General features: G+C 49.0%; 2 tRNA genes and 2 rRNA genes (1 of these 4 cut by a window edge). All 4 read right to left on the bottom strand.

Going from position 1 to position 2,500, the window contains the following annotated elements:
• Positions 1–169 (bottom strand): 23S ribosomal RNA (locus tag VRHSUH09_RS03430) (it extends 2,766 nt beyond the left edge of the window).
• A 296-nt stretch (positions 170–465) separates the two neighbouring features.
• Positions 466–541 (bottom strand) — tRNA-Ala (locus tag VRHSUH09_RS03425).
• Positions 542–670: 129 nt separating this feature from the next.
• Positions 671–747 (bottom strand) — tRNA-Ile (locus VRHSUH09_RS03420).
• 111 nt (positions 748–858) lie between these two features.
• Positions 859–2,422: ribosomal RNA gene (locus VRHSUH09_RS03415) — 16S ribosomal RNA — on the bottom strand.
• Together the 16S and 23S rRNA genes with 2 tRNA genes alongside form the textbook arrangement of a ribosomal RNA operon.
• Between the last annotated feature and the right edge of the window lie 78 nt (positions 2,423–2,500).

The raw sequence follows: 2,500 nt of genomic DNA, 5'->3' as shown, positions 1-2,500 counted from the left end.
TCATAGTCTAAGCTATGGGTGACAGTGCATAACCACTGCCGGGTTCCCCCATTCGGAAATCTACGGGTCAAAGATTGCTTGCATCTCTCCGTAGCTTATCGCAGCTTACCGCGTCCTTCTTCGGCTGATATCGCCAAGGCATCCACCGTACGCCCTTAAAATCTTTACTTAAAATACTTTCGTATTTGAGATTTTATTGACATGCATTAGATACATTGTCGTTTATTTTGTAGCCGTACATTTCACATGTACGTCACCATTAAGTCAGAGAATTATTTCCTATGTGCTCGGGTCAACCTACTTAGAAATTCTAAGAGATGACCTTACAAATATATATAATTATCTTCTATGCAGTTTTCAAAGAACAATATTCTGACATAAATCTCGCGATTCATGCATCATATGTTGCTATCTAAGATAGCTTTGTTATTTTAGTAAATAACAGACTAGCTGTCAAATACTAAATGGTGGAGACGAGGAGATTCGAACTCCTGACCCCCTGCTTGCAAGGCAGGTGCTCTCCCAACTGAGCTACGCCCCCATGATGGTCCACTTAAGTCTCGATAATCCATTCCGAAGAATCCGTTATCTTTTATAAGCTTTTCCAAAATATTTAGCTCTTAGTGTCTGTACTCTACACAAACGTGTATTTCGAGTTATATGAGCCAACTGGTGGGCCTAGGTGGACTCGAACCACCGACCTCACGCTTATCAGGCGTGCGCTCTAACCAGCTGAGCTATAGGCCCATATCTGTAGATTGAGAGTCTTTACAGATCTCTCAAAACCGAACAATGTTAGGTGCCAAAGTGTCGACCTAAGTGACATCCAAGCTCTCGGCCTGGTGTATGTCTCCCTAGAAAGGAGGTGATCCAGCCGCACCTTCCGATACGGCTACCTTGTTACGACTTCACCCCAATCATCGACTTTACCTTAGACGGCTGGCTCCCGAAGGTTACCCCACCGGCTTTGGGCACTTCCGACTTTCGTGGTGTGACGGGCGGTGTGTACAAGGCCCGGGAACGTATTCACCGCAGTATGCTGACCTGCGATTACTAGCGATTCCGACTTCACGTAGGCGAGTTGCAGCCTACGATCCGAACTGAGAGAGTGTTTCTCGGGTTTGCTCCATCTCGCGATCTCGCTTCCGTCTATTAACTCCCATTGTAGTACGTGTGTAGCCCAGGTCATAAGGGGCATGATGATTTGACGTCATCCCCGCCTTCCTCCGCATTGTCTGCGGCAGTCTCTCATGAGTTCCCACCATTACGTGCTGGCAACATAAGATAGGGGTTGCGCTCGTTGCGGGACTTAACCCAACATCTCACGACACGAGCTGACGACAACCGTGCACCACCTGTTTTCTGGCTTCCGAAGAAGAGGAACTATCTCTAGTTCTGTCCATCAATGTCAAGACCTGGTAAGGTTCTTCGCGTTGCGTCGAATTAAACCACATACTCCACCGCTTGTGCGGGCCCCCGTCAATTCCTTTGAGTTTCAACCTTGCGGTCGTACTCCCCAGGCGGGGTACTTATTGCGTTAACTCCGGCACAGAAGGGGTCGATACCTCCTACACCTAGTACCCATCGTTTACGGCCAGGACTACCGGGGTATCTAATCCCGTTCGCTCCCCTGGCTTTCGCGCCTCAGCGTCAGTTTTCGTCCAGAAAGTCGCCTTCGCCACTGGTGTTCTTCCTAATATCTACGCATTTCACCGCTACACTAGGAATTCCACTTTCCTCTCCGATACTCTAGATCAGCAGTTTCCATCCCATCACGGGGTTAAGCCCCGAACTTTTAAGACAGACTAACTGATCCGCCTGCGCGCGCTTTACGCCCAATAATTCCGGACAACGCTTGCCACCTACGTATTACCGCGGCTGCTGGCACGTAGTTAGCCGTGGCTTTCTATTCCGGTACCGTCAATTCCTCTAACTATTCGCAAGAGGACCTTTCGTCCCGATTAACAGAGCTTTACAACCCGAAGGCCGTCATCACTCACGCGGCGTTGCTCCGTCAGACTTTCGTCCATTGCGGAAGATTCCCCACTGCTGCCTCCCGTAGGAGTCTGGGCCGTGTCTCAGTCCCAATGTGGCCGTTCATCCTCTCAGACCGGCTACTGATCATTGCCTTGGTGGGCCGTTACCCCTCCAACTAGCTAATCAGACGCAATCCCCTCCTTCAGTGATAGCTTATAAATAGAGGCCACCTTTCATCCATCCTCGATGCCGAGGTTGGATCGTATGCGGTATTAGCAGTCGTTTCCAACTGTTGTCCCCCTCTGAAGGGCAGGTTGATTACGCGTTACTCACCCGTTCGCCACTAAGATTGATAGAAGCAAGCTTCCATCGCTCTTCGTTCGACTTGCATGTGTTAAGCACGCCGCCAGCGTTCGTCCTGAGCCAGGATCAAACTCTCCAAGATATCTTGAAGCTATTTGAATAGCTCATTTGTTTTGTTGTCGTTACATTTAAGTAACTTTGAATTATGGTTGGTTTTGAC

This window comes from Veillonella rogosae JCM 15642 (assembly GCF_002959775.1).
In the GTDB taxonomy this organism is placed as follows: domain Bacteria; phylum Bacillota; class Negativicutes; order Veillonellales; family Veillonellaceae; genus Veillonella; species Veillonella rogosae.
The sequence above is the reverse complement of the archived record's forward strand: the minus strand, read 5'-3'. Positions and strand labels throughout refer to the sequence as shown.